The 25,156-nt window shown below is 67.9% G+C and carries 23 protein-coding genes and 1 pseudogene; 14 read left to right on the top strand and 10 right to left on the bottom strand.

What is annotated here, in order from left to right:
* The first annotated feature begins 230 nt into the window (after positions 1 to 230).
* Positions 231 to 2,165: a PAS domain-containing hybrid sensor histidine kinase/response regulator gene (locus E5P3_RS00650; protein ID WP_197893924.1), complete on the top strand. Its 1,935-nt coding sequence runs from the start codon at positions 231 to 233 to the stop codon at positions 2,163 to 2,165.
* A gap of 56 nt (positions 2,166 to 2,221) precedes the next feature.
* On the opposite strand, the pseudogene E5P3_RS35630 reads toward E5P3_RS00650, so the two are convergent.
* Together E5P3_RS35630 and E5P3_RS00645 are read right to left on the bottom strand one after the other, a co-directional pair.
* A pseudogene (locus tag E5P3_RS35630) lies at positions 2,222 to 3,478 on the bottom strand (MFS transporter); the annotation flags it as partial.
* Between the two features lie 128 nt (positions 3,479 to 3,606).
* Positions 3,607 to 4,152 (bottom strand): hypothetical protein, encoded by a 546-nt coding sequence (locus tag E5P3_RS00645; RefSeq protein WP_162584227.1) that lies wholly within the window; start codon positions 4,150 to 4,152, stop codon positions 3,607 to 3,609.
* Positions 4,153 to 4,275: 123 nt separating this feature from the next.
* Between E5P3_RS00645 and E5P3_RS00640 the strand changes: the two genes are divergently transcribed.
* The 4 genes from E5P3_RS00640 to E5P3_RS00625 all read left to right on the top strand — a co-directional run bounded on the left by E5P3_RS00640 (position 4,276) and on the right by E5P3_RS00625 (position 7,680).
* Positions 4,276 to 5,163: a LysR family transcriptional regulator gene (locus tag E5P3_RS00640; protein WP_162584226.1), complete on the top strand. Its 888-nt coding sequence runs from the start codon at positions 4,276 to 4,278 to the stop codon at positions 5,161 to 5,163.
* 191 nt (positions 5,164 to 5,354) lie between these two features.
* The gene (locus E5P3_RS00635) at positions 5,355 to 5,957 is read left to right on the top strand and encodes a DUF1326 domain-containing protein (protein ID WP_162584225.1); all 603 of its coding nucleotides are present in this window, start codon (positions 5,355 to 5,357) and stop codon (positions 5,955 to 5,957) included.
* A 12-nt stretch (positions 5,958 to 5,969) separates the two neighbouring features.
* A complete protein-coding gene (locus tag E5P3_RS00630; RefSeq protein WP_162584224.1) occupies positions 5,970 to 6,800 on the top strand; it encodes a DUF2182 domain-containing protein in 831 nt (276 codons plus the stop codon).
* Positions 6,793 to 7,680, top strand: coding sequence for a DMT family transporter (locus E5P3_RS00625; protein WP_162584223.1), 888 nt, complete (start codon positions 6,793 to 6,795; stop codon positions 7,678 to 7,680). The genes E5P3_RS00630 and E5P3_RS00625 overlap by 8 nt, the downstream gene beginning before the upstream one ends.
* 123 nt (positions 7,681 to 7,803) lie before the next feature.
* Here the strand turns inward: E5P3_RS00625 and E5P3_RS00620 are convergent, their stop codons facing one another.
* From E5P3_RS00620 to E5P3_RS00595, 6 genes are all read right to left on the bottom strand, one after another.
* A complete protein-coding gene (locus E5P3_RS00620) occupies positions 7,804 to 7,971 on the bottom strand; it encodes a hypothetical protein (RefSeq protein WP_162584222.1) in 168 nt (55 codons plus the stop codon).
* Positions 7,972 to 7,991: 20 nt separating this feature from the next.
* Positions 7,992 to 8,429, bottom strand: a complete 438-nt coding sequence (locus E5P3_RS00615; protein ID WP_162584221.1) for a MaoC family dehydratase — start codon at positions 8,427 to 8,429, stop codon at positions 7,992 to 7,994.
* A gap of 9 nt (positions 8,430 to 8,438) precedes the next feature.
* Complete coding sequence (boxA, locus tag E5P3_RS00610; protein WP_162584220.1) at positions 8,439 to 9,722, bottom strand: benzoyl-CoA 2,3-epoxidase subunit BoxA; 1,284 nt, start codon at positions 9,720 to 9,722, stop codon at positions 8,439 to 8,441.
* A 202-nt stretch (positions 9,723 to 9,924) separates the two neighbouring features.
* A complete protein-coding gene (boxB, locus tag E5P3_RS00605) occupies positions 9,925 to 11,352 on the bottom strand; it encodes a benzoyl-CoA 2,3-epoxidase subunit BoxB (protein ID WP_162584219.1) in 1,428 nt (475 codons plus the stop codon).
* A gap of 25 nt (positions 11,353 to 11,377) precedes the next feature.
* Positions 11,378 to 13,048 (bottom strand): 2,3-epoxybenzoyl-CoA dihydrolase, encoded by a 1,671-nt coding sequence (gene boxC, locus E5P3_RS00600; protein WP_162584218.1) that lies wholly within the window; start codon positions 13,046 to 13,048, stop codon positions 11,378 to 11,380.
* 137 nt (positions 13,049 to 13,185) lie between these two features.
* The gene (locus E5P3_RS00595) at positions 13,186 to 14,112 is read right to left on the bottom strand and encodes a helix-turn-helix transcriptional regulator (RefSeq protein WP_162584217.1); all 927 of its coding nucleotides are present in this window, start codon (positions 14,110 to 14,112) and stop codon (positions 13,186 to 13,188) included.
* Between the two features lie 167 nt (positions 14,113 to 14,279).
* Here E5P3_RS00595 and E5P3_RS00590 point away from each other — a divergent pair, with 167 nt between their 5' ends.
* The 9 genes from E5P3_RS00590 (at position 14,280) to E5P3_RS00550 (ending at position 23,361) form a co-directional block, all read left to right on the top strand.
* Positions 14,280 to 14,744, top strand: a complete 465-nt coding sequence (locus E5P3_RS00590; protein ID WP_162584216.1) for a 4-hydroxylaminobenzoate lyase — start codon at positions 14,280 to 14,282, stop codon at positions 14,742 to 14,744.
* Positions 14,745 to 14,862: 118 nt separating this feature from the next.
* Positions 14,863 to 16,422 carry a 3,4-dehydroadipyl-CoA semialdehyde dehydrogenase gene (locus tag E5P3_RS00585; RefSeq protein ID WP_162584215.1) on the top strand — a complete coding sequence of 520 codons (1,560 nt, stop codon included), beginning with the start codon at positions 14,863 to 14,865 and terminating at the stop codon, positions 16,420 to 16,422.
* 35 nt (positions 16,423 to 16,457) lie between these two features.
* Entirely contained in the window at positions 16,458 to 18,005 is a 1,548-nt protein-coding gene (locus tag E5P3_RS00580; protein WP_162584214.1) for a benzoate-CoA ligase family protein, read from the top strand.
* Positions 18,006 to 18,084: 79 nt separating this feature from the next.
* A complete protein-coding gene (locus E5P3_RS00575; RefSeq protein WP_162584213.1) occupies positions 18,085 to 18,888 on the top strand; it encodes an alpha/beta fold hydrolase in 804 nt (267 codons plus the stop codon).
* On the top strand, positions 18,885 to 20,054 hold the full coding sequence (locus E5P3_RS00570; protein ID WP_162584212.1) for an ABC transporter substrate-binding protein: 1,170 nt from the start codon (positions 18,885 to 18,887) through the stop codon (positions 20,052 to 20,054). The genes E5P3_RS00575 and E5P3_RS00570 overlap by 4 nt, the downstream gene beginning before the upstream one ends.
* Positions 20,055 to 20,084: 30 nt before the next feature.
* Complete coding sequence (locus E5P3_RS00565) at positions 20,085 to 20,957, top strand: branched-chain amino acid ABC transporter permease (RefSeq protein WP_162584211.1); 873 nt, start codon at positions 20,085 to 20,087, stop codon at positions 20,955 to 20,957.
* Between the two features lies 1 nt (position 20,958).
* Positions 20,959 to 21,915, top strand: coding sequence for a branched-chain amino acid ABC transporter permease (locus tag E5P3_RS00560; RefSeq protein ID WP_162584210.1), 957 nt, complete (start codon positions 20,959 to 20,961; stop codon positions 21,913 to 21,915).
* Positions 21,912 to 22,658: an ABC transporter ATP-binding protein gene (locus E5P3_RS00555; protein WP_162584209.1), complete on the top strand. Its 747-nt coding sequence runs from the start codon at positions 21,912 to 21,914 to the stop codon at positions 22,656 to 22,658. The genes E5P3_RS00560 and E5P3_RS00555 overlap by 4 nt, the downstream gene beginning before the upstream one ends.
* 1 nt (position 22,659) lies before the next feature.
* Positions 22,660 to 23,361: an ABC transporter ATP-binding protein gene (locus tag E5P3_RS00550; RefSeq protein ID WP_162584208.1), complete on the top strand. Its 702-nt coding sequence runs from the start codon at positions 22,660 to 22,662 to the stop codon at positions 23,359 to 23,361.
* A gap of 15 nt (positions 23,362 to 23,376) precedes the next feature.
* On the opposite strand, the gene E5P3_RS00545 is transcribed toward E5P3_RS00550, so the two are convergent.
* Entirely contained in the window at positions 23,377 to 24,363 is a 987-nt protein-coding gene (locus E5P3_RS00545) for an HNH endonuclease (RefSeq protein ID WP_162584207.1), read from the bottom strand.
* Between the two features lie 56 nt (positions 24,364 to 24,419).
* A complete protein-coding gene (locus tag E5P3_RS00540; RefSeq protein ID WP_162584206.1) occupies positions 24,420 to 25,085 on the bottom strand; it encodes a nuclease-related domain-containing protein in 666 nt (221 codons plus the stop codon).
* Positions 25,086 to 25,156 lie beyond the last annotated feature (71 nt).

Below are 25,156 nucleotides of genomic sequence, written 5' to 3'. Positions count from 1 at the left end.
CCCCGCAGCCTGCCGTGCCCGGTGAATGCGGCGCGGGCTCGCCAGCCACTGCCGAGCGGCAGGAGGCACGCGAAACCCGGGCATCTGTCCGACTGCGCACCCGGTTCCGCGCCGCTAGACTGCGACGATTCCGCCCCGGCGCATCCCGGCACCCCCGAGGACGCGCCGGCTCTACGCAGCCGTGCCAGCCTCATGGCGGACGCGGCAACCGGCCTCGATCGACCCACAGCATGGCAGATGCCCGCGAAGTCCCATTCCCGCCCGTCGCCCCGCCGCCGGCGCTGACCGCACCCGGCGACGCGGACTTCCGGCTGATGGTCGACGCGGTGGGCGACTACGCCATCTTCCTCCTGGACCCGGGCGGGGTGGTTCGCAGCTGGAACACCGGTGCACGCAGGATCAAGGGCTACGCGGCGCACGAGGTGATCGGGCGCCATTTCTCCATCTTCTATCCGGCGGAACAGCTCGAGCGCGGCTGGCCCGAGCACGAGCTGAAGGTGGCGCGCGAGACCGGGCGCTTCGAGGACGAGGGCTGGCGCCTGCGCAAGGACGGCACGCGCTTCTGGGCCAACGTCATCATCACTCGGCTGATCGACGCGGACGGACACTTCCGCGGCTTTTCCAAGATCACCCGCGACCTGACGGATCGCCGCCGCCACGAAGAGCAGCTGCGCATGAGCGAGGAGCGCTTCCGGCTGCTGATGGAGGGCGTGAAGGACTACGCGATCTTCATGCTCGACCCCAGCGGCCACGTGGTGAGCTGGAACGCCGGCGCGCGGCGTTTCAAGGGCTACGAGGCGCACGAGATCATCGGCCGGCATTTCTCGACCTTCTACCCGCCCGACGCGCAGGCCACCGGCTGGCCCAACGAGGAGCTGCGCATCGCACGCCGGGACGGGCGGTTCCAGGACGAAGGCTGGCGCGTGCGCAAGGACGGCACCCGCTTCTGGGCCGGCGTGGTGATCACGGCGTTGCACGACGAGACCGGCACGCTGCGCGGCTTCGCCAAGGTGACGCGCGACCTTACCGAGCAGCGCCGTGCCAGCTCGCTGGAGGACGAGGGCCGGCGCATCAGCACCTTCCTGGCCATGCTGGGCCACGAGCTGCGTAACCCGCTGGCGCCGATCTCGAACGCGCTGGCGCTGATGGCCCGCGAGAAGCTGGAGAGCCGCACGCTGCGGCTGGCGCAAGAGACGATCGCGCGCCAGCTCAAGCAGATGGTGCGGCTGGTGGACGACCTGCTGGACATCGGCCGCATCACCAGCGGAAAGATCCGGCTGGAAGCGAAGCCGGTCGACCTGAAGGAGGTGGTGGCGGAGGCCATCGAGGCGACGGCACCCGCGGCCGAGAACAAGTCGCAGCAGCTGCGGATCGAGGCCGATGACACGGCGCTGTGGGTCACCGGCGATCGGGCGCGCCTGATCCAGGTGCTGAGCAACCTGGTGGGCAACGCCATCAAGTTCACGCCGGCCGGTGGCCATGTGCACGTCCGCGCCGACCGCGACGGCGACAAGGCGGTGCTCACGGTGCGCGACGACGGGCCCGGCATCGCGTCGCAGGACATCGGGCGCATCTTCAACCTCTTCGAGCAGGGCGAGCAGGACGTCGCGCGGCTGCAGGGCGGGCTGGGGCTCGGGCTGAGCCTGGTCCAGCAGCTGGTCAGCCTGCATAGTGGGGACGTGGCTGCCTACAGCAGGGGCGTGCCGGGCGAAGGGAGCGAATTCGTGGTGCGGCTGCCGCTGTCGGTGCCGCCGACGATCGCCGAGCGGGGGCAGGCGGACGGAACACAGCTCGACGGCCGTCCGTTGGTGCTGGTGGTGGACGACAACCAGGACTCGGCCCACACCATGGCCGAGCTGATGGAGGTGCTGGGCTGCCGCGCGTCGGTGCGGCACGACGGCCCGACGGCGCTGGACGCCATCAAGCAGCTGGCGCCCGACCTGGTGCTGCTTGATATCGGGCTGCCCGGACTCAGCGGCCTGCAGGTGGCCGAGCGCGTGCGCGCCGAGGTCGCGAACCCGCCCCCGCTGATCGCGATCACCGGCTACGGGCAGGAGCGCGACCGCCAGCTGAGCTTCGACGCCGGCTTCTTCGCACACCTGACCAAGCCGGTGGACGCCGACCAGCTCGAGGACCTGCTCAGGCGCCTGCTCGACAGGCGCTGAGCGTGCGGCGTCGCGTGCCGCCGGCCTGAGGGTTGCTGCATCGCGGGTCTTGCGCGCGCCATGCTCACGATGGCTGCCGCCAAGGCCAGCACGGCGCCGATGGCGAGGCCGATCCGCGGCGCCAGATCGTCGGGCGCGACGCTGAAGAGCAGGCTCGTGATGACCCCGCCGGCGGTCTGGCCGGCCAACCTGGCGGTGCCTTGCATGCCGCCTGCGGCTCCACTTCGTTCGGGTGGTGCCGAGAGGAACATGCTGCGGTTGTTGGGCACCTGGAAGATGCCGAAGCCCAGGCCGCACAGCACGGTGAGCAGGACCAGCGGCACCGGACCCTGCAGCGGCCAAAGCGAGGCAGCCGCGAGGCCGACGGCGACCAGCGCACCGCCTGCGGCACAGAGCCAGGCGGTCGATACGCGCTCGGCGATGCGCCCGGCGAGCGGCGCCACAAGAGCCACCGTCAAGGGCCAGGGCGTCATGCACAGCCCGGCCGTGAAGGCGTCCTGCCCCAGGCCATGCTGAAGATGGAAAGGCAGCGCCATCAACCCGGCGGTCGTACCGGCGAAGCAGCAGACCGACGCGACCACGGAGATCCGGAACGGCATCGCACGAAGCAGGTCGAGCGGAATCATGGGCGCGTCCTTGGGCATTTCGCGCCGGACCAGCGCCGTCAGGACAAAGCCGCCCACGGCCAACAGTGCGGCCGCCGCCAACGGCTTCTCCAGCAGCAGGTCGGCGCCCAAGACCAGCGCCGCGAAGGCGCCGGCATTGAGCGCCACGCTGAGCCGGTCCAGCCGTCGACCGGTACCGCCGCGGCGCGGCAGCGCCCGGGCGGCGAGCAACACGGCGCCTCCCAGGGGCAGGTTCAGCGCGAACAGCCAGTGCCAACCCAGCCCCGACAGGATCATCGCGCCGATCGCCGGACCGGCTGCGGAAGACAGCGCAACCGCAAGCGCATTCCAGCCGATGGCGGCGCCAAGCTGCCGGTGCGGAACGACGGCACGCAACAGGGCGACGCCGAGCGCCATGACGCCAGCCCCACCGAGGCCCTGGAGGAAGCGGGCGGCGACCAGCCACGGTAGCGACGGCGCGCAGGCGCACAAGACCGATGCTGCCGTGAACACGGCAACGCCGGCCGTGAAAACCCGGCGATGGCCCACGCTCTCCCCGAGTGCGGCCAAGGGCAGCAAGCCCATCACGAGCGCCGCCTGGTACGCCGTAACGATCCATACCGACATGGCGGGCGTCACCTGCAGCGCTCCTGCGATCGTCGGCAATGCCACGTTGACGATGCCCGCGTCGAGCACCACAAGCACCATGGCCGCGAGCACAGCCGCGACCGCGACGGCGCCCGACGGCAAGGAAGGCGCGGGGGCCGCATCGAGCGCGCTGGATGCCATCGACCCCGGCGCCACGCGGCTTCCCACACCTGGGGTGAGGCGCTTCGTCATGGCGTGCCGAGCGTCCAGTTGCCGTCACGCTCCACGAACCTCGACACCCGATGTTCTTCCTGGTCCTCCTTCTTCAAGTCGCGCTCCGTGAAGCGGAACAGAAGCGCGGTCCCGGTCATGCAACGCGTGTCATGGATGTCGCCTGGCAGATACACCTGCACCTGCCCGGGGCGCAGCAAGGTCGAATCCCTGCGCACCAACCGTACGCTGCCATCGGCATTCGCGACCCGGGCATAGGTTCTCATCTCGACCTGGCCGTGCTGGACCGCATAGATGACCCAACCCCTCCCGTGGTCGTGTGGCGGCCTGTAGAGCCCCGCATGTTCCGTGTGGGCCAGGAGCACGAATCCGTGCGTCGGGTCCCGGTACAACTCCTTGTTGGCCGGTGCTTCGCGGTGCAACGCCGCCAGCCACGGCTCCGTGGCTGGGGCCCGCAGGAGGTTCTCGAGGTGCCGGCTGCAGCTGGCGATCACATGGTCGTCGAGAGGCCCCCAAACCGACCTGATTCCATCGATCGACATCTCAAAGGTATTGCTGTTCATGAGTACTCCTTGATTCATGTCCAGGAAGATAGGTCGCCGCCTGAAATAGCGGAAGACGCAGCAGTTGCAGGATATTCATGCGTTTGACGCCATGTCACGGCCGTCCCGTGCTAGCGTTGGCCGATGTCCGCGCCCGACTTCAACCTGCTTGTCACCCTGGATGTCCTGCTCGCCGAAGGCAGCGTCGCGCGCGCGGCCCGGCGGTTGCGGCTGAGCCCGTCGGCGATGAGCCGGGCGCTGGCGCGACTGCGTGACACGACCGGTGACCCGCTCCTGGTCAGGGCCGGGCGCGGCCTCGTGCCGACGCCACGCGCCGTCGAACTGCGCGAGCAGGTCAATCGCCTTGTCCAGGAAGCCGAGGCGGTCCTGCGACCTGCCGAGGCACTGGATCCGAAGGAGCTCAAGCGGATATTCACGCTGCGGTCCAGCGAAGGCTTTGTCGAAACCTTCGGCCCCGGCCTCATCGACCTGATCGGCGTGCAAGCGCCTGGCGTACGGCTGCGCTTCGTGCAGAAACCGGACAGGGAGAGCACCTTGCTCCGGGACGGGAGCGTGGATCTGGAGACGGGCGTCATCGGCGAGACGACGAGTCCCGAAGTCCGTGTGCAGGCATTGTTCCGCGACCGGTTCATCGGCGTCGTGCGCCCAGGGCATCCGCTGTGCCAGGCCGAGATCACTGCGGCCCGCTATGCAGCCGGGAGGCATGTCGCCGTGTCGCGCCGCGGCTTCGACAAGGGTCCGATCGACGAGGCATTGAGGCCGTTCGGCCTGGAGCGGGATATCGCCACGGTCGTCGGCGGCTTTTCGACCGCGTTGGCACTGGCACGCACCTGCGACCTGATCGCCAGTGTTCCCGAACGGCACACCGCGGGACTGAGAAGCGGGCTGCACAGCTTCCCGCTCCCGATGGCGGCACCGGAGCTCACGGTGTCGATGATGTGGCATCCACGAATGGATGGCGATCTCGCGCATCGCTGGCTACGCGCCCGTGTCCGAGAGGTTTGCGCATGACACCACGCGCGCAGAGGTGAGGCACGCTTCGACGCCACTGATCGGCCATCTCTTCCCGCCAGCCAACCGACCCGCGGCCCGGCCATTCGGCACATGGACGCGCCGGGCCGCGAGGCGTAGCATTTCTCTCCCCTCTTGCCGCCCATCGCGGCGACAAGGTCCCTGTCAGTGATGCTGCAACGGAGGTCGCAATGAGCTATCACCTGGAAGGTCGCCTGCTCGAGGTCTGCAACTGCAACGTGCTGTGCCCCTGCTGGATCGGCGAGGACCCGGACAACGGCACCTGCGACACCATCGTCGCGTGGCGCATCGACAAGGGAACGGTCGATGGCCTCGACGTCGGCGGCAACACCATCGCAGCCGTGGCCCATGTGCCCGGCAACATCCTGGAAGGCAACTGGACGGCGGCGATCTTCGTGGACGACAACGCCTCCAAGGAGCAGGAGGAAGCGCTGCTCAAGGTCTATACCGGACAGGCCGGCGGGCCGATCGCAGACCTGGCCAAGCTGATCGGCACGGTGGTGTCGGTGGAGCGGGCGCCCATCGGCTTCCATGTGAACGAGGGCAAGGGCAAGCTCGAGATCGGCACCGCCTACTACGCCGAGCTCGAACCCTACCGCGGCGCGACCGGCGGGCAGACGGTGCTGTCGGACACCGTGTTCTCCACCGTGCCGGGCGCGCCGGTCTTCGTCGGCAAGGCGCCGGTCTATCGCTCGAAGAACGCCGCGTTGGGCATCGACGTCGACATCAAGAACCACAACGCGCTGCAGAGCACCTTCGTCTTCGACGCCTGAAGCGGTGAGGCGATGGACGCCCCTGCGGGCATCGCGCGGCCGGCCCGGCTTCGCCCCGGCGCCGCGCGCCATCGGCGGGTGTTCCTGCCGCTGCTCGTGGCCCTCGTCGCGCTGGCCTGGGTGGCGCTGTGGGCGTGGGCCCGCAGCCCCTACGGGCGCTACCTCGAGCACGGCGACTGGCTGGCTTCGGGGCCCGCGGCCTCCCTCTGCCGCGCCCTGCCCGCAGGCGAGCTGCTGGTGCCGGCGATGCTCTATGCCCTGGCCTGGATCCTCATGACCGCGGCCATGATGCTGCCCACCACCCTGCCCCTGTTCGACGTGTTCGACCGCATGACGGCGCGGCGGCCGGACCATGGGCGCCTGCTCGCGCTGCTCGGCCTGGGCTACATGGCGGTGTGGGGCGTCTTCGGGCTGCTCGCGCACGGGCTGCACGAGCTGATCCTCGCGCTGCTGGCGCGCTCGCCCACGCTGGCGTGGCACGGCTGGCTGATCGGCGCCGCGACCCTTGCGCTGGCCGGCGCCTTCCAGTTCAGCCGGCTCAAGCACCGGTGCCTGGACAAATGCCGCACGCCGCTGGGCTTCGTCATGGCGCACTGGCGCGGGCCGGCGCCGGCGCGCCAGGCCTTCGCGCTGGGCGCGCACCACGGCCTGTTCTGCGTGGGCTGCTGCTGGGCGCTGATGCTGCTGATGTTCGCGATGGGCACCGGCAGCCTGGGCTGGATGCTGTTGCTGGCTGCGCTGATGGCGGTCGAGAAGAACGTTCCGTGGGGCCGGCGGCTCAGCGCGCCGCTGGGCGTCGCGCTGCTGGGCGGGGCCGCGTTGCTGGTGGTCCTTCATGCCTGAGCCGCGCGACGGCCCGCCCGGCTTGCGGGTCGTCGCTCTCACCGTCGCGGCCATGCTGGCCTTCGCGGCCAACTCGCTGCTGTGCCGCATGGCGCTGCAGCAAGGCGGCATCGACGCGGCCAGCTTCGGCAGCATCCGGCTGGTGGCGGGCGCGCTCACGCTCGCGCTGGTCGTGCGCCTTCGCTCTCGGCCGGAGGCGGGCGGGCGCGCGGACTGGCTGGCGGCGGCGATGCTGTTCGCGTATGTCGCTTTCTTTTCCTTCGCCTACCTCAGCCTGCCGGCCGGGACCGGGGCGCTGATTCTGTTCGGCGCGGTGCAGCTCACGATGCTCGGCGCCGGGCTGCGCGCGGGCGAGATGTTCGGGCCGGTGGCGTGGTCGGGCTTTGTGCTGGCGGTTGCGGGGTTGGTCTACCTGGTGTCACCGGGCGTGGCGGCGCCGCCGCCGTTGGGCGCGACGCTGATGGCAGTCGCGGGCGTGGCCTGGGGCGTGTATTCGCTGCGCGGGCGGGGCGTGGCCGACCCGCTGGCCGCGACGGCGCGCAACTTCGTGCGGGCGGCGCCGATGGCATTGGCGCTGAGCGTCGTGTTGGCCGGCAGCGCGCACGCCGATGCGGCCGGCGTCGCGCTCGCCGTGGCCTCGGGCGCGCTGACCTCGGGCATCGGGTATGTGATCTGGTATGCGGCGCTGCCTGGGTTGTCGGCGATGCGGGCGGCGACGGTGCAGCTGTCGGTGCCGCTGATTGCGGCTTTCGGGGGGGTGATTTTTCTGTCGGAGGCGATTACGCCGCGATTGATGCTCTGCTCGGTCGCGATTCTCGGGGGGATTGGGTTGGTGCTGGCAGCGAAGACTAGAGCGGTGCGGTCGCAGGGGTCGTCGTAGCCGAGGGATCCATGCCGGATGAATGAGGAGTTTGCGCTTTGGACTTGAGGCTCCAATTGCAACCTCAGGACTCTCAGCCGACAGATTCTTCCGTTTCCATATGCCAATCCAGGAGAAGGACCGTCAAAGTTGGTACGCGTCCACAACTCTTTCCCTGCTGACGGGCGCGATGCTCACCGTCATGTTGGGGCCGGCTGGGTTATCCGGCCGGGCAACCTGCTGGGTCAGCGAGTACACCCGGCCAGCGGCGTCATAGGCGTACTCCAGCAGGGTTTGGCCGCCGGCGGTCACGATCGCGGCTCAAGCGTTGTTTAGACCTCGAGCTTGAACAAGCTCGTCGCCTCCAGATCCAGCGCCAATTGCTCCCGCTGATTGAACAGCCGCCATCTCCACCGCAAGATGCCCAGCGTCGGACGCTTCTCCGAACGCCGCACCTCGATCACATCCGCGACGAGGCGCAGCGCATCGCCGGGCCGCACGGGGTTGGGCCACTTCACATACGCCAGGCCCGGCGAGGCAAAAGACTCCGAGCCGGCCAATGCCGCATCGGTCACCAGCCGCATCGCGATGCCGCCGGTGTGCCATCCACTCGCGATCAGTCCACCGAAGGGACCCTCCGCGGCTGCCGCGGTGTCGGTGTGGAACCACTGCGGGTCATAGGCCTTGGCGAACTGCAGCAGCTCGGCCTCGGTGACGAGATAGGGCCCGGCCTCGATGACCTGGCCCACGTGGAATTCGGCGAACTTCATGCCCCGAGCTTAGTAGGTCTCGAGGTGCAGGCGCCCTTCGCGCTTGAGCGCGGCGCCGACCGTGTCCCAGTCCAGGCCTGCCTCCGCCGCCACGTCACGCAGCGCGAGCACCACTCCCTCTTCCATGCTCTTGAGGCCGCAGACATAGAAGTGGCTCTGCCCATCCTTCAGCAATGCGGCCAGGTCCGCGGCGCGCTCGCGCATTGCGTCCTGCACGTAGCGCTTGGGTTGGCCCGGCGTGCGCGAGAAGGCGAAGTTGATGTCGATGAAGTCCTTGGGCAGGGTCTGCAGCGGGCCGAAGTAGGGCAGCTCCTGCTGGGTGCGCGCGCCGAAGAAGAGCAGGAGCTTGCCGCTCTCGAACTTGCCGCTCTTGCGCAGGCGGCGGCGCCACTCGGTCATCGCCCGCATAGGCGCGCTGCCGGTGCCGGTGCAGATCATCACGATGTGCGACTTCGGATGGTTGGGCATCAGGAACGATGTGCCGAAGGGCCCGATGACCTGCACCTTGTCGCCGACCTTGAGGTCGCACACGTAGTTGCTGCAGACACCGCGCACGGGGTTGCCGTGGTGGTCCTGGAGCACCCGCTTCACCGTCAGCGAAATGTTGTTGTAGCCGGGCCGCTCGCCGTTGCGCGGGCTGGCGATGGAGTACTGGCGCGCGAAGTGCGGCTTGCCGTTGGCATCGGTGCCCGGCGGGATGATGGCGATCGACTGGCCCTCCAGCACCGGGAAGGGCATGGCGCCGAAGTCCAGCACGACGTGGTGCGTCTGGTTCTCGTAGCCGGCCTCGGTGCAGTTGAAGTTGCCGACTACGGTGGCGGTGGTCGGGCTCTTCGGCGGGAACAGGTTGGTGTAGGCATGCGCGGCCGACCAGGGCGGCACGGTGGCACCGTACTGCGCGGAGTTGAAAGCCACTTCGCCGGGTCCGGAGGGCGGCTGCGGCGCGGCCGCCGCCTGCGCCTGGATCACGACCTCGTCGGAAGAAGCGATGCCCTCGGCTTCCAGCTGCTCGGGCGTGAGCTCGGCGGGCAGTTCGTCCCAGGTGAGCTGCTCCTCGATCGAGTACGCGCGCGCCACGGGCATGGTGCGCCAGTTGTCGATGGAGCCTGTCGGGCAGGGCGAGATACACGCCATGCAGCCGTTGCAGACATCGGCACGCACCACGTAGTTGCGGTCATCGTGGGTGATGGCGTTGACGGGGCAGGTGGCCTCGCAGGTGTTGCAGCGGATGCAGATCTCGGGGTCGATCAGGTGCTGCTTGATGACGCCGATTTGGATGGTGGCCGTGTCCATGATTTATCTCCTTTGCCGCCCAACGGCCCATAACCGTTCAGGGCCTTGTATCGCCCCAAGGCCGCGCAAAGCGCAGGCCCCTTCGTGAAACACCGCGGAGCCGGCTTCGCCGGGCCGCTGGTGTTGCCCCCGGTAGGGGGTGGGCGCCCGGACACGAAGTGCCGGGCAACCTGGGGGCGAGCAACAGTCACCCGAGCAACAGTCACCCGAAGCGGACGTACTCGAAATCCACCGGCTGGCGGTTGATGCCCATCACCGGCGGCGCAATCCAGCCGGCGAACTTGCCGGGGTCGACCACGCGGCCCATCAACGATGCCACGAAAGCGAAGTCTTCGGGCGTGGGCAGCCATTCGCTCTTCTTCGCGGCCCACTCGGCCTCGTTCACCACGCGGCCGTCGGGCGACATCTTGATGCCGGCCAGCGCGCCGATCTGGCGGTTGAAGGCCTTGTGCGGGACGGTCAGTCGCGTGGGAATGCCGGCCTTTTCGAGCACCTTGTTCCAGCGGCTCACGCCGGCGACCGAGTCCTTGATGAAGTCGTCGCGCAGCACTTCGTTGAGCGCGTTCAGCATCGGCACATCCTTCTCGACCAGCTGGCCGTTCTGGACTTCGAGCACCTTGTAGGTCTGGCCCTTGAGCACGTGGTCGTCGGTGCGCTTGCCTTCTTCGTAGCGGCCCTTTAGGCCGGAGCTGTAGAAGATGGCGGCGTTGCTCGACTGGTCGGCGCCGAACAAGTCGATGGTCACGCTGTAGTGGAAGTTCAGGTAGCGCTGGATGGTGCCGAGGTCGATGGCACCCGCCGCGCGCACCTTCTGCGGGTCGTCGGTCTTGAGCTCGTTCATCACCTGCGCGGTGCGCTGCAGCACACGCGAGACGCCGCTCTCGCCCACGAACATGTGGTGCGCTTCTTCCGTCAGCATGAACTTCGTCGTGCGCGCCAGCGGATCGAAGGCGCTCTCGGCCAGGGCCGACAGCTGGAACTTGCCGTCGCGGTCGGTGAAGTAGGTGAACATGAAGAAGGCCAGCCAGTCCGGCGTCTTCTCGTTGAAGGCACCGAGGATGCGCGGGTTGTCCTGGTCGCCGGACTCACGCTGCAGCAGCGCCTCGGCCTCTTCGCGTCCGTCGCGGCCGAAATACTTGTGCAGCAGGTAGACCATGGCCCACAGGTGGCGGCCTTCCTCGACGTTGACCTGGTACAGGTTGCGCAGGTCGTACTGGCTCGGGCAGGTCAGGCCGAGGTGGCGCTGCTGCTCGACCGATGCGGGTTCGGTGTCGCCCTGCGTGACGATGATGCGGCGCAGGTTGGCGCGGTGCTCGCCGGGCACGTCCTGCCAGGCCTTCTCGCCCTTGTGGTCGCCGAAGTGGATCTCGCGGTTGGCGTCGCCCGGGTTCAGGAAGATGCCCCAGCGGTAGTCGCGCATCTTCACGTGGCCGAACTGGGCCCAGCCGTTCGGATCGACGCTCACGGCCGTACGGAGGTAAACCTCGTAGTTCGTGGAGTCGTCCGGGCCGACGTCGTCCCACCAGTGGATGAAGTTGGGCTGCCAGCCCTCCAGCGCGCGCTGCAGCGTGCGGTCTTCGCCCAGGTTGACGTTGTTGGGGATCTTCTCGCTGTAGTTGATCGTGCTCATCGTTGTTCCTTGCAAAGTCAGACGTTCAGACGCGGTTCAAGTCGAAGCCGGCTTTCTCGCCGGTGCCGTAGACCTTCAGCGCACCCTTCTCGCCGACGGCGTTCGGGCGGTTGAAGATCCAGTTCTGCCAGGCGGTGAGCCGGCCGAAGATGCGGGTCAGCATGTTCTCCTGGCTGGAAAAGCGCAGGTTGGCCTCCAGGCCGGTGAGGGCGTCGGGCGACATGGCGGCGCGCTCCTCGATGGCGATGCGGATCTCGTCGTCCCAGTCGATGTCGTCCGGCGCCGCGGTGACGAGCCCGAGCTTGAACGCTTCGTCGGCATCGAGCGGCTTGCCGGCGGCGGCGCGGGCCGCCTCCAGCGGTGCGGACTCTTCGTAGAAGCGGCGCTGCAGGCGGCTCTGGTCGTTGACCATCGGGAAAAAGCCGAAGTTGAACTCGTCGAGCACGAGCTTGGGCGCGCGCTCGGGCTCGTCGGGCAGGGCGAGCATGTAGGCGCGGTCGGCCGCGAAGGCCAGCTCGGCCAGGGTGCCGGCGAAGCAGGAGCCGGGCTCGATCAGCGCGAACAGGCTGCGCGAGGAGACGTCCAGGCGGGCCAGCGTGCGGCGCAGCGCGCCGATGGTCTCGCGCACCAGCCAATGGTCCTTGTTCGCGAGCAGGGTCTGGTCGCTGGCGAGCACGGCCTGGGCATCGCCCTCGGTCTTGAGCAGCCAGGTGCCGACGTCGAGCTCGTTGGTGCGCAGGTTGAGGATGGCGTCGTCGAGCTGGCGCGCCATCGCGAGCGGCCACCAGGCGGCGCCGGCGGCCTCGATGCCGGCGATGTCAGTGGGTTGCTCGCCACTCGGGGCCTTGATGGTCAGCGCGGCGGTGCGGCGGGCGCGGTCGATCTCGACGGTGACGAATTCATAGCGGATGCTGTCCGGGCCGTCTTCGCGCTCGACGCGCGTCAGGGTCACGCCCGTGGCGGCGGCCGGGCGGTTGCTGCCCTCGGCCAGCTTGGCGGCGCGCTCCTGCACGGCGGCGGCGAACTGCGCGGGCTTGGCGATCGCATCGACCAGGCGCCACTCCACCGCGCGCTGGCCGCGCACGCCTTCGACGCTGGTGCAGAAGATGTCGGCCAGGTCGTGGCGCACGTGGCGCTTGTCGGTCACGCGGGTCAGGCCGCCGGTGCCGGGCAGCACGCCCAGCAGCGGCACCTCGGGCAGCGAGACGGAGGAGGAGCGGTCGTCCACCAGCAGGATCTCGTCGCAGGCCAGCGCCAGCTCGTAGCCGCCGCCGGCGCAGGCGCCGTTGACGGCGGCGATGAACTTGAGGCCCGAGTGCTTCGACGAATCCTCGATGCCGTTGCGCGTCTCGTTGGTGAACTTGCAGAAGTTCACTTTCCAGGCGTGGCTGGAGACGCCCAGCATGAAGATGTTGGCGCCCGAGCAGAAGATGCGGTCCTTGGCGCTGGTGACGATCACCGTGCGCACTTGCGGATGCTCGAAGCGCACGCGGTTGAGCGCGTCGTGCAGCTCGATGTCCACGCCCAGGTCGTAGCTGTTGAGCTTGAGCTTGTAGCCGGGGCGGATGCCGCCGTCCTCGGCGATGTCCAGCGACAGGCGAGCCACGGCGCCCTCGACGCTGAGCTTCCAGTGGCGGTATTGGGTCGGGTCGGTGCGGTAGTCGACGCGGGCGGGATGGGCAGCGGTCTCGGTCATGTCGCGGTCTCCTGGGTGCCTGGGGTCAATGAATAATAGTGCAGTTATCGATCGGCGTGACATGCATCATGCTGCATGTTTCCGGGCGCGTCAAGCTGCTGGCTGCTTTATTACAAATGCACGGACCGATCCGGCCTTCAGCTCCGGCTCATCGCCTCGCGCACCGCCGTGCGCAGCACCTGGAAGCTCTCGGCCAAGTCCCGCCCGGTGGTGTCCACGCCGAGATCGGCCTTGGAATAGAAGGCGGCGCGTCCGGCCAGGATGCGGCGCAGGTCGTCCATGGCTTCCTTGCTGGCGGCCATCGGGCGGGTGTCGCCCTGGGCGGCGACGCGGCCCATGTGCTCCTCGGGGGCGGCCTGCAGCCAGACGGTGGTGCAGTGCGACAGCAACTCGTTGAAGGTGGCAGGGTCGGAGACGATGCCGCCGGGGGTGGCGATCACCACCTCGCTGTAGATCTGGATCGTCTCTTCGAGCGCGCGGCGCTCGTAGCGGCGGTAGGCGTTGGTGCCGTACAGGTCGTGGATCTCGCGCACGCTGCAGCCGGCGAGCTTCTCGATCTCGCGGCTGAGCTCGATGAAGGGCACGTCGAGATCGTCCGCCAGCATCTGGCCCAGGGTCGACTTGCCGGCGCCGCGCAGGCCGACCAGCGCGATGCGGCGATGGCGCGCCGGGTCGCCGGCGGCGGTGCCCAGCAGTTCGCCCAGGGCGATGCGGGCGCGCCGCAGGTCGGCCTCGCCGCGGCGCTCCAGCAGCTCGCGGATCAGCAGCCACTCGGGCGAGCTGGTCGTCACGTCGCCCACCAGCTCGGCCAGCGAGCAGTGCAAGGCGGTCGCCACCTGCTGCAGCACCAGGATGGAGGCGTTGCCGATGCCGTACTCGAGATTGGCCAGGTGCCGCTCCGAGACATCGGCCGCCTGCGCCACCGCCTTGCGCGTGAGGCCCCGGCGCGCGCGCAGGTTGCGCACGCGCTCGCCCAGCGCCACCAGCAGCGGGTTCTTCGCTTCATCGGCCGGTGGGGCCGCATCGGCGGGTGCGCTCAGCACCGCCTCGGCTCGGTCATTCATGTCGCTCCTTCCGCTACGCGGTCCTGTCTTATCCGGGTAAACACCATAGATGCACTATATTGCTTGACACCTTTTGTGTCGGTGCTTATGGTTCATGCACAGGCAAGATACTGCACGCAGCCGTTTGCCGCAAGTTTCTCTTTCCACCCATGAATGAGCGCACCACGATGTCCAAGGAATCCTTCCACCAGATCGTCGCCGACGTGACCTCGCAGATCGCCGGCCGCCCGCTCGACGCCGAGCTCGACCGCTGGCTCAACACCGTGCATGGCGCCGGCAGCGAGACCTACGAGCGCCTGAAACAGGCCTGCATCGACGGCGTGACCGAAGGCTGGCTGTGCGACCGCGAGGGCGGCGGCATCAAGTACGGCCGCGTGTTCAAGGCCGATGACGAGCTGCACCGGTTCTCGGTCGACGTGGTGGACATGCAGGACATCGAAGGGCCGCACCACACGCATCCGAACGGCGAGGTCGACCTGATCATGCCGCTGGAAGGCGATGCGACCTTCGACGGCCGGCCGGCGGGCTGGTGCGTCTATCCGCCGGGATCGGCGCACCACCCGACCGTGGCCCAGGGCCGCGCCCTCGTGCTCTATCTGCTGCCCGAGGGGCAAATCCACTTCAGCAAATGACGCTCTCCCCCAGATTGGCTCACTTCGTGTAGCCGCCCACCCCCTCACCGGGGGCGGCACCAGCGGCCCGGCAAAGCCGGTTCCGCGGTGCCCCCCGATCAAAACCGGAGCCCATGAAATGACAGAACTTCTCTCCAACTACATCGCCGGCCGCTGGCAGGCCGGCAGCGGCGCCGGAACGCCGCTCTTCGATCCGGTGCTGGGCACGGAGCTGGTTCGCGTCGATGCGGGCGGCCTTGATCTGGCCGAGGCCTTCGGCTTCGCGCGCGAAACCGGGGGCGCGGCGCTGCGCGCGCTGACGTACAAACAGCGCGCCGGCCTGCTGGCCGCGGTCGTGAAGGTGCTGCAGGCCAACCGCGATGCCTACTACGAGATCGCCACCGCCAACTCCGGCACGGTGAAGAACGACTCGGCCGTGGACATCGATGGCGCCATCTTCACCCTCGGCCAGTACGCCAAATGGGGCGACGCGCTGGGCGACGTGCGCGCGTTGCGCGACGGCGACGCGGTCAAGCTGGGCAAGGAGCCCGTGTTCCAGTCGCAGCACCTGCAGGTGCCTACGCGCGGCGTGGCGCTCTTCATCAACGCCTTCAACTTCCCGTCGTGGGGCCTGTGGGAGAAGGCGGCACCGGCCCTGCTCTCTGGCGTGCCGGTGATCGTGAAGCCCGCCACCGCCACCGCCTGGCTCACGCAGCGCATGGTGCGCGACGTGGTCGAGGCGGGCGTGCTGCCGGCCGGCGCGCTGTCGATCGTCTGCGGCAGTTCCGCGGGATTGATGGACCAACTGCAAGGCTTCGACGTGGTCTCCTTCACCGGCTCGGCCGACACCGGCGCGGTGATCCGCTCGCATGCCGCGGTGGCGCAGCGCTCGGTGCGCGTGAACATCGAAGCCGACAGCCTCAACTCGGCCCTGCTGCTGCCCGACGCCGCGCCGGACAGCGAGAGTTTCAAGCTGCTGGTGCGCGAGGTGGTGCGCGAGATGACCGTCAAGTCGGGCCAGAAGTGCACCGCGATCCGCCGCATCCTCGTGCCGGCCGCCTTGTACGACGCAACGGCCGAAGCGATCGGTGCCAAGCTCGGGGGCATCACCGTCGGCAACCCACGCAACGAAGGCGTGCGCATGGGCTCGCTGGTGAGCCGCGCGCAGCTGAATGCCGTGCGCGAGGGGCTGGAAGCACTCAAGGCCCAGGCCGGTGTGCTGCACGACGGCAGCCAGGCGCAACTGATCGATGCCGACCCGGCCGTCGCGGCCTGCATCGGCCCGGTGCTGCTGGGCGCGCGCGATGCCGACGCGGCACAGCAGGTGCATGACGTGGAGGTCTTCGGCCCGGTCGCCACCCTGCTGCCCTACCGGGACCTCGACCACGCCATCGCGCTCGCGCATCGCGGCCAGGGTTCGCTGGTTACCTCGCTCTACGGCGCCGACGAGGCCGCGCTGGGCCAGGCCGCGGTCCAGCTCGCCGCCAGCCATGGCCGCGTGCATGTGATCACGCCCGACGTCGCGCAGGCCCACACCGGCCACGGCAACGTCATGCCCCATTCGCTGCACGGCGGCCCCCGCCGGGCGGGCGGCGGCGCCGAGCTGGGCGGGCTGCGCGCGCTGGACTTCTACCACCGCCGCGCCGCCGTGCAGGCCAGCCCCGGCGTGCTGGCGCAGCTGGGCCTGGCGCAGGCGTGAGCAACAACACAGGGATGACCCGAGGAGAAAACACGATGAGCCCGCCCGCCCGATTCAATTTCGCCGAACACCTGTTCGCCCTCAACCGGAGCCGCGCGCAGAAGATCGCTTATGTCGACGACCGCGGCACCCTGCCCTACGGCCAGCTGGAAGAGCGCGCGCGCCGGCTCGCCGCCGCCCTGCTCGCCGCCGGCGTGAAGCGGGACGACCGCGCGCTGCTGCTGATGCTCGACAGCAGCGACTGGCCGGTGAGCTTCCTCGGCTGCCTCTACGCCGGCATCGTGCCCGTGGCCGTCAACACGCTGCTGACCTCGGACGACTACGCCTACATGCTGGCCAACAGCGACGCCAAGGCCGCGCTGGTTTCCGGCGCGCTGCTGTCGGTGCTGCAGGATGCGCAGCGCAAGGGCTCGCATGCGCTGAAGGCGCTGTTCGTCTCGCAGCCGGCGGGCCCGCTGCCCGAGGGCGCGCAAGAATTCGAGGCGGCCCTCGCCGCCCACGAGCCGCTGGCGGAGCCCGCCGCGACCGCGCCGCAGGACCATGCCTTCTGGCTCTATTCCTCCGGCTCCACGGGCAAGCCCAAGGGCACGGTGCACACGCACGGCAACCCGTGGTGGACGGCCGAGCTCTACGGCAAGCCGGTGCTGGGGCTGACGGAGAACGACGTCTGCTTCTCGGCCGCCAAGCTCTACTTCGCCTACGGGCTGGGCAATGGGCTGACCTTCCCGCTCTCCGTGGGCGCGACCGTGCTGCTGATGGCGGAGCGGCCGACGCCCGATGCGACCTTCAAGCGCTGGACCTCCGAGCACAAGCCCACCGTCTTCTTCGGCGCCCCGACGGGCTTCGCCGGCATGCTCGCCTCGCCCAACCTGCCCGCGCGCGACCAGGTGTCGCTGCGCATGTGCTCCTCCGCCGGCGAGGCGCTGCCGGGCGAGCTGGCGCAGCGCTTCAAGCAGCATTTCGGCTGCGAGATCATCGACGGCATCGGCTCCACGGAGATGCTGCACATCTTCATCTCCAACCGGCCTGGCGACATCCGCTACGGCACCACCGGCCGCCCGGTCGAAGGCTATGCGATTGAGCTTCGCGGCGAGGACGGCAAGCCCGTCGGCGTGGGCGAGGTGGGCGATCTCTATATCAAGGGCCCCAGCACCGCAGTGATGTACTGGGGCAACCCCGAGAAGAGCGCCGAGACCTTCCGCGAGGGCTGGACCAAGAGCGGCGACAAGTACTCGCGCGACGCCGACGGCTACTACACCTACGCCGGCCGCAGCGACGACATGCTCAAGGTGAGCGGTATCTACGTCTCGCCCTTCGAGGTCGAGGCCACGCTGATGCAGCACCCGGCCGTGCTCGAGGCCGCGGTGATCGGCAAGGAAGATGCCGACGGGCTGACCAAGACCAAGGCCTACGTGGTGCGCAAGGCTGGCCAGGGCGTGACGGACGAGGAACTGAAGGCCTTCGTGAAAGAGCGGCTCGCGCCCTACAAGTACCCCCGCTTCATCGAGTTCGTGGAGGAGCTGCCGAAGACGGCCACCGGCAAGATCCAGCGCTTCCGCCTGCGAGAGCGGGAGAAATCATGACCCCCACGTTCGGCACTTCGTGTCCTCTCTGCCCCCCGAGGGGGCGCGTTTCGCCTTGGGGCGGCCCGGCGGCGAAACCATGAACGCAGTCTCCGAGTTCGCCGCCATCCGCTGGCGGGGGAAGGATGTGCGCGTCGAATACCTGCGCATTGCCCCCGAACGCACACACGCCCCACTCCTCGTCTTCCTCCACGAGGGCCTGGGCTCGATCGCGATGTGGAAGGACTTCCCGCAGCGCCTGTGCGACGCGGGGGGTTTTCGCGGCCTGGTGTTCTCGCGCCCCGGCTACGGGCGCTCCACGCCGCGCGCGCCGGACGAGATCTGGGACGTCGACTTCATGCACCGCCAGGCCCACGAGGTGCTGCCGGCCTTCTTCGAGGCCATCGGCCTGCAGGAGAAACCCTGGCTCTTCGGCCACAGCGACGGCGGCTCCATCTCGCTGCTGTACGCGGCGCGCTTCCCGGAGCGCGTCGCCGGCCTGGTGGTGCTGGCGCCGCACATCTTCGTCGAGGACGTGACCGTGGCCAACATCGCGCTCGCACGACAGGCCTACCTCGAGACCGACCTGCCGAAGAAGCTCGGCCGCTACCACGACGATGTCGATTCGGCCTTCTGGGGCTGGAACCGCATCTGGCTCCATCCCCCTTTCAAGCAATGGAGCATCGAGGCCGAGCTCGATGCCATCCGTTGCCCGGTTCTTGCTATCCAGGGCATCGACGACGAGTACGGCACACTCGCGCAGGTCCGCGGCATCGCCGAGCGCGTGCCCGGCACCACATTGGTGGAACTCCCCGACTGCGGGCATTCCCCGCATCGCGACCAGCCCGAAAAAGCGATAGTTGCGACCGTTTCATTCATCAACGACGACAGGAGATCTCCATGACCCCCCGCACCACAGCACGCAGCACGCTCACCGCCCTGGCGCTGGCCTGCATCGCCACGCTGGGCCACGCCCAGCAAGGCAAGCTCAAGGTCGGCCTGATGCTGCCCTTCAGCGGCACGTATGCCGCGCTCGGCACGGCCATCGAGAACGGCTTCAAGCTCAATGTCGAGGAGCACGGCGGCAAGCTCGGCGGCCGCGAGATCGAGTACATCAAGGTCGACGACGAGTCCGACCCGGCCAAGGCCACCGACAACGTCAACAAGCTGATCAAGCGCGACAACGTCGATGTCATCATCGGCACCGTGCACTCCGGCGTGGCGATGGCGATGGCCAAGGCCGCCAAGGAAAGCGGCACCGTGCTGATCGTGCCCAACGCCGGTGCCGATGCGGTGACCGGCCCCATGTGCGCGCAGAACATCTTCCGCAGCTCCTTCTCGAACTGGCAGCCGGCCTACGCCATGGGCGAGGTCGCGGCCAAGCAGGGCAAGAAGACCGCGATGACGCTCACCTGGAAGTACGCGGCCGGCGACGAGTCGGTGGCCGGCTTCAAGGAAGGCTTCGAGAAGGGCGGCGGCAAGGTACTCAAGCAGCTGACCGTGCCCTTCCCCAACGTCGAGTTCCAGGCGCTGCTGACCGAGATCGCGGCGGCCAAGCCCGATGCGGTGTATTCCTTCTTCGCGGGCGGCGGCGCGGTGAAGTTCGTCAAGGACTATGCGGCTGCGGGCCTGAACAAGACTATCCCGCTCTACGGCCCCGGCTTCCTGACCGACGGCACGCTGGACGCGCAGGGCGAGGCGGCACAAGGCATGCTCACCACGCTGCACTATGCCGACGGCCTGAACACCCCGCGCGACAACAAGTTCCGCGCCGACTACGCCAAGATGTTCAAGATGCAGCCCGACGTGTACGCCGTGCAGGGCTACGACGCCGCGCAGATGCTGGCCATCGGCCTGAACGCGACCAAGGGCGACATCACCAAGAAGGCCGACTTCGCCGCCGCCATCGAGAAGGCGAAGATCGACAGCCCGCGCGGCGCCTTCACCATGGGCAAGTCGCACAACCCGGTGCAGGACATCTATCTGCGCAAGGTCGAGGGCAAGGAGAACAAGGTCGTGAACGTGGCCGTGAAGGGCCTGGCCGACCCGGCACGCGGCTGCAAGATGTGATCGGCCTCCAACCTTGAAAGACGACCTGTCGTGGACTTCGGTACCTTTCTTGTCCAATGCCTGAATTCGGTTCAGTACGGGCTTCTGTTGTTCCTGGTGGCCTCCGGACTGACGCTGATCTTCGGCATCATGGGCGTGATCAACCTGGCCCACGGCAGCTTCTACATGGTCGGCGCGTACATGGCGTTCGCGCTGTCGCCGCTCTTCGGTGACCAGTTCATCCTGATGCTGCTGGCGGGCGTGGTGCTCACGGCGCTCTTCGGCTACGTGCTGGAGTGGGCCTTCTTCAGCTACCTCTACCAGCGCGACCATTTGCAGCAGGTGCTGATGACCTACGGCCTGATCCTCGTCTTCGAGGAGCTGCGCTCGATCCTCGTGGGCAACGACGTGCACGGCGTGCCGGTGCCGCCGTGGCTGAGCGGCAGCTTCGCGCTCGGCGACCTGATGAGCTACCCGTGGTACCGGCTCTTCGCCTCGGCCGCCTGCATCGTGCTCGCGATCGGGCTGTACTACGTGGTCAACCGCACGCGCCTGGGCATGATGATCCGCGCCGGCGCCAGCAACCGCGACATGGTGCGCGGCCTGGGCATCGACATCCGCCGGCTCTATCGCATCGTCTTCGCGGCCGGCGTGGCGCTGGCCGCGCTGGCGGGGATGATCGCGGCGCCGATGTCGTCGGTGTACCCGAACATGGGCGCCAGCGTGCTGATCATCTGCTTCGTGGTGGTGGTGATCGGCGGCATCGGCTCCATCACCGGCGCGCTGGTCGCGTCGCTGCTGGTGGGCTTCGTCGATACCTTCGGCAAGGTATTTTTTGCCGAGCTGAGCGGCATCGGCGTGTACGTGCTGATGGCGATCATCTTGATCTGGCGTCCCGAAGGCCTGATGGGGCGCAAGACCTGACATGAAAAGCTTTTCTTACTACCTGCCGCTCCTGTGCGCCATTGCGCTCGCAGTGCTCGGCCCCTTCCTCGGCCCCTATCTTGGCGACCTGGTGGTCAAGGTGATGATCCTCGCCATCTTCGCGCTGAGCCTGGAACTGCTCGTTGGCATGACCGGCCTGGTGAGCCTGGGCCATGCGGCCTTCTACGGCATCGGCGCCTATGCCACGGTGCTGGGCTCGGGCAAGGAAGGCGGCTCGATCGCCATGCTGCTGCCGCTGGCCATGGGCTGTGCGGCAGCCTACGCGCTGGTGACCGGTGCACTCAGCCTGCGCACGCGGGGCGTGTACTTCATCATGGTCACGCTCGCCTTCGCGCAGATGGCCTTCTTCGTCTTCCACGACACCGCGGTGGGTGGCGGCAGCGACGGCATCTACATGTACATCCGCCCGGTGCTGGGTGCGCTCGACATGGAGAACAGCAGGGTGCAGTTCTACTTCGTGCTCGGCGCGCTGGTCTTCACCTACGGGCTGCTCGCGCTGATCCGCCGCTCGCGCTTCGGCGCCGCGCTGGCGGGCATCCGCGTCAACGAGCAGCGCATGCGCGCGGCGGGCTTTCCGGTGTACCTCTACAAGCTGGCGGCCTTCGTCATCGCCGGCGCGCTCGCCGGGCTGGCGGGCTTTCTCGTCGCCTCGCGCGACGGCGTCGTCAACCCCGAGCTGCTGGCCTGGCACAACTCCGGCGAGGTGCTGCTGATGATCATCCTGGGCGGCCTCGGCCACCTGCGCGGCGCGGTGATCGGCGCGGTCGCCTTCACGCTGCTGAAAGAGCTGCTGTCCACCCACGCCATCGTCGGGCCGCTGGCCGACCACTGGCAGTTGACGCTGGGCCTGGCCATCATCGCCTTCGTCGCGCTGCTGCCCAAGGGCATCGTCGGCCTGCGGGTGCGCGTGATGCCGAAGAAGGAGGCTGCGGCATGAGCAAACTGCTGGAGGTCGAGACGCTGACGCGCCGCTTCGGCGGGCTGGTCGCGGTCAACAAGGTGACGCTGGACCTGCACCGCGGCGAGGTGCATGCGGTGATCGGCACCAACGGCGCGGGCAAGTCCACGCTGATCAACATGCTCTCGGGCGAGATCGAGGCGTCCGACGGGCGCATCACGCTGGACGGCGAGGACATCACCAAGCGCGCGCAGTTCCGCCGCGCGCTGGCCGGGGTGGGCCGCAGCTACCAGCGCACCACCATCTTTCCGGAGTTCACCGTGCTGGAGAACTGCCGCCTCGCAGCGCAGGCCGCGGCGCCGAAGCCGTGGGCGATCTGGCAGTCCTCGGAGAGTTGCGAATACAGCAATGGCGCCGCCCGCGAGGCGCTGGAGGCCGCCGGCCTGGGCGCGGTGGCCGGCCGCATCGCCGGCACGCTGAGCCATGGTGCCAAGCGGCAGCTGGAGGTCGCGATGTGCCTGGCGACCAAGCCGCGCGTGCTGCTGCTCGACGAGCCGCTGGCGGGGATGGGGGCGGAGGAGACGGAGCGCATGCTGGGCCTTCTCAGCAACCTCAAGGCCACGCACGCGATCCTGCTGGTGGAGCACGACATGGATGCGGTGTTCCGCATCGCGGATCGGATCACGGTGATGGTCAATGGGACCGTGATTGCGACGGGCGACCCGGCTTCGATTCGCGTGAATCCGGAAGTGCGCACGGCCTACCTGGGCGAGGACCACTGAGATGCTGCAGATCGAAGGGTTGAACACCTACTACGGGGACAGCCACATCCTGCGCGGCGTCGATGTGGCGCTGCCCACGGCCACCTCCATGGGGTTGCTGGGGCGCAATGGGATGGGGAAGACGACGCTGATCCGGTCGTTGATGGGCTACGTGCGGCCGGCCTCGGGGCGGGTGAAGCTGGATGGCGACGACGTCACCGGCTGGGCGCCGGAGAAGATGGCGCGGCGCGGCATCGGGTATGTGCCGGAAGGACGCGGGATCTTTCCCAATCTCTCGGTGCGGGAGAACCTGGTGATGAGCGCGCGGGCCGGGATCGATGGGAAGCGGGAGTGGACCTTTGATCGGGTGATGAGCACGTTCCCGCGGCTGACGGAACGGCTGTCGCATGGCGGGCAGCAGCTGTCGGGTGGGGAGCAGCAGATGCTTTCGATCGGGCGGGCGTTGATGACGAATCCGCGGTTGCTGATCCTCGACGAAGCCACCGAAGGGCTGGCGCCGTTGATCGTGGCGGAGATCTGGCGGGTGATTGCGAGCATACGGGCCACCGGGATCGCGACGCTGATCGTGGATCGGGACTGGCGGAAGGTGCTGGGGCACACCGAGCAGGCTGTGGTGATGGAGAAGGGGAAGATTGTTAGGCAGGGGCCTTCGGCGGGGTTGTTGGCGGAGCCGAAGGTGTTGGAGGAGTTGTTGGGAGTGTGAGTGCTGAGGCGAGCCTCAGGTCAGCTGATCCAGAAAGCTCGACCGCAGCAGCACGTTGTCCCGATGAAACCCCAAGAATCTTCGCTGCCCGGTCGAGAAGCTGCCCACCTTGGGCGGGCGCTCGGGTTCGATCCCCATCCGCGTCAGTGATTCGCGGTGAGCGACTGGCGATACGATCACCTGCCCGTTGTCTTCAAAGCCGATGAAGCCACGATCGAAAAGATGGTCGATGCTAGGGGTGAGCAGCAGACCGTTTTCGCCATCAAGCCGCTCCTCGTTGGTTGCGTCGCGCCATGGCTTGCAGTGACTGGCGCGCAAGTGCTCTTCGCGGTCCACGCCGGTGATCCTGCAGGCACGTTCGATCGTCATCACGCGCTTCTTGAAGAGACCTTGGCCCCGACGCGCTAGCACAATGGCTTGCCGTTCAGTCTCCGGCAGAGACAGATCGGACTGCACTTGGTTCAGTTCGTGTTCTTCCCACTCCAACAGGCCAACGGCTGTGGCGACTGATGGCTCCTCGGCCACGCGATAGCCCAGCACCAAGTCACGTGCCTCGGCGCCCAGCAAGTCGACCAGCGCGGCTGCGAGCCGGTCGGGGATGCGAGTGAGGTATACGCTCTGCAACCCGGCCCCGTTGAAGCGCAACGGCGCATAGCGGGCAGGCAATAGCGGCGCCAGCACAGCCATGTGTTCGGAGGGCTTGATCGGCAAGCGCAGCTCACTGAAGCGCACATCGATGCGCCAGCCAATCTTGTCCCAATAGGCGCCGGCAACACCAAACTCCAGCGGCTTGGGGCCCTCGTAAGCATGCGAACCGGCGATTCCGATGGCGCGAATGACAGTGTCCGCGAACGAAAAGACGACATCGCCTGGTGCCACCTCGCGCATGAAATCGTAGAAGGGGTTCTGGGCTTGATTGGCCTTTCGCTTCGGCGACCATAGGTAGCCACCGCGCACTTCGTGGCGGTAAGTTTGGTTCTGGTTGACCCACCAAAAGCGCATATGAATGAGCAGCTACCCGTGGCCGCTCGGCACCTTCGCATGAACCCGCGATGTGCTCAAGACGCCCGCTCCTTCTCCGAATACCTCGGAGCGACCGTACGGCAACGCCGCTGCACTTGGTGCACAACGCGTTGAACATCTTGATCGGACAGGGGCTGGCCCCCCGTGACCTCAGCAGTGCCCTTTGTCTCCACTGCAAAGATGCCTTCCGGGGCGATCACAACATGGTCGATGTTGAAATTGCCTGCCGGAAACTCATGGAACACATGCGCACCATGGCGCATCAACTGGTCGAGTTCCTGTCCCACGGCGAGCTCGGCGTCATAGTCAGCCTTGAGCTTGTCGAGTTGCTCGCCTGCCCTCCAGAGCTTTCGCACGACGACTGCCACGAAGATCAGGACAAGTACCGCGTAGATCGGAACGAGATGCGACATTTTCTGAGGGCCGCGAAGGTGACTCTGCGCGAGGAAGGTTGCAAGCGCCAGCAACGGGACCAGCATCAGCATGAACACGTCGGACAACACGTCGGCGCCGACGTCGTCGAGCTGCTCTCGAAGCGTATGCACGGGCCCACGAAGCAAGTCAATGGCGACAGGTGATCTGCGGCGAGCCCTCGCCCGGCGTTTACGAACGACAAGAAAGCCTATTGCTAGCAATGGGCCGGCAAAGCTCGCGGCGAGCAGGCCGATGATGATTGAGACTTGCTGGGCGATCTCGTTCATCACGGTACTCCGACGAGTTGCACCGCGCTCCTGACTTGATGGCGCACCGGCGCAACGCTGTTTCTCCGGCG

It is taken from the genome of Variovorax sp. RA8 (genome assembly GCF_901827175.1).
Taxonomy (GTDB): Bacteria; Pseudomonadota; Gammaproteobacteria; order Burkholderiales; family Burkholderiaceae_C; genus Variovorax.
The sequence above is the reverse complement of the archived record's forward strand: the minus strand, read 5'-3'. Positions and strand labels throughout refer to the sequence as shown.

Coding starts and splice junctions, on each gene's coding strand:
- E5P3_RS00650 (WP_197893924.1), top strand. CDS start 231: ATGGCAGATGCCCGCGAAGTCCCATTCCCGCCCGTCGCCCCGCCGCCG.
- E5P3_RS00645 (WP_162584227.1), bottom strand. CDS start 4,152: ATGAACAGCAATACCTTTGAGATGTCGATCGATGGAATCAGGTCGGTT.
- E5P3_RS00640 (WP_162584226.1), top strand. CDS start 4,276: ATGTCCGCGCCCGACTTCAACCTGCTTGTCACCCTGGATGTCCTGCTC.
- E5P3_RS00635 (WP_162584225.1), top strand. CDS start 5,355: ATGAGCTATCACCTGGAAGGTCGCCTGCTCGAGGTCTGCAACTGCAAC.
- E5P3_RS00630 (WP_162584224.1), top strand. CDS start 5,970: ATGGACGCCCCTGCGGGCATCGCGCGGCCGGCCCGGCTTCGCCCCGGC.
- E5P3_RS00625 (WP_162584223.1), top strand. CDS start 6,793: ATGCCTGAGCCGCGCGACGGCCCGCCCGGCTTGCGGGTCGTCGCTCTC.
- E5P3_RS00615 (WP_162584221.1), bottom strand. CDS start 8,429: ATGAAGTTCGCCGAATTCCACGTGGGCCAGGTCATCGAGGCCGGGCCC.
- boxA (WP_162584220.1), bottom strand. CDS start 9,722: ATGGACACGGCCACCATCCAAATCGGCGTCATCAAGCAGCACCTGATC.
- boxB (WP_162584219.1), bottom strand. CDS start 11,352: ATGAGCACGATCAACTACAGCGAGAAGATCCCCAACAACGTCAACCTG.
- boxC (WP_162584218.1), bottom strand. CDS start 13,048: ATGACCGAGACCGCTGCCCATCCCGCCCGCGTCGACTACCGCACCGAC.
- E5P3_RS00595 (WP_162584217.1), bottom strand. CDS start 14,112: ATGAATGACCGAGCCGAGGCGGTGCTGAGCGCACCCGCCGATGCGGCC.
- E5P3_RS00590 (WP_162584216.1), top strand. CDS start 14,280: ATGTCCAAGGAATCCTTCCACCAGATCGTCGCCGACGTGACCTCGCAG.
- E5P3_RS00585 (WP_162584215.1), top strand. CDS start 14,863: ATGACAGAACTTCTCTCCAACTACATCGCCGGCCGCTGGCAGGCCGGC.
- E5P3_RS00580 (WP_162584214.1), top strand. CDS start 16,458: ATGAGCCCGCCCGCCCGATTCAATTTCGCCGAACACCTGTTCGCCCTC.
- E5P3_RS00575 (WP_162584213.1), top strand. CDS start 18,085: ATGAACGCAGTCTCCGAGTTCGCCGCCATCCGCTGGCGGGGGAAGGAT.
- E5P3_RS00570 (WP_162584212.1), top strand. CDS start 18,885: ATGACCCCCCGCACCACAGCACGCAGCACGCTCACCGCCCTGGCGCTG.
- E5P3_RS00560 (WP_162584210.1), top strand. CDS start 20,959: ATGAAAAGCTTTTCTTACTACCTGCCGCTCCTGTGCGCCATTGCGCTC.
- E5P3_RS00555 (WP_162584209.1), top strand. CDS start 21,912: ATGAGCAAACTGCTGGAGGTCGAGACGCTGACGCGCCGCTTCGGCGGG.
- E5P3_RS00550 (WP_162584208.1), top strand. CDS start 22,660: ATGCTGCAGATCGAAGGGTTGAACACCTACTACGGGGACAGCCACATC.
- E5P3_RS00545 (WP_162584207.1), bottom strand. CDS start 24,363: ATGCGCTTTTGGTGGGTCAACCAGAACCAAACTTACCGCCACGAAGTG.
- E5P3_RS00540 (WP_162584206.1), bottom strand. CDS start 25,085: ATGAACGAGATCGCCCAGCAAGTCTCAATCATCATCGGCCTGCTCGCC.